Origin of the sequence: Ferrovum myxofaciens (genome assembly GCF_000735045.1) — a bacterium.
GTDB classification, from domain to species: Bacteria; Pseudomonadota; Gammaproteobacteria; order Burkholderiales; family Ferrovaceae; genus Ferrovum; species Ferrovum myxofaciens.
The window spans coordinates 1-253 of record NZ_JPOQ01000535.1; the positions used below are offsets into that span (position 1 = coordinate 1).

Here is a 253-nt window from a genome sequence, read left to right on the forward strand (position 1 = left end):
TGACGCCGTTCTGGATTCGAGCGTTTGCAAGCATCAGGCGCTCGAAATCTTCTTGAATCCAGTCACGGTCAGGGTCAGCCCACTTGCTGAGCAGAAGAGCCACTATCTCAATCTCGTCAGACAATCTCATCAAAATCTCATGGGCCGGGAATCGTGGCGTTCGTCCTCTGGAAAATTCCAGCTTTTCAGGGAACAAATCGGATAGTTCGAGACCCACCGCGGTAACGATCTCATGGGCACCACATCCCGCAAA

The 253-nt window shown here is 52.2% G+C and carries 1 protein-coding gene; it reads right to left on the reverse strand.

Annotated features, from left to right (window positions below; translation table 11 throughout):
• Positions 1 to 217: hypothetical protein (locus tag IV91_RS19430; RefSeq protein ID WP_233418507.1), on the reverse strand; the 217-nt coding region annotated here is incomplete at its 3' end.
• Positions 218 to 253: the final 36 nt, after the last annotated feature.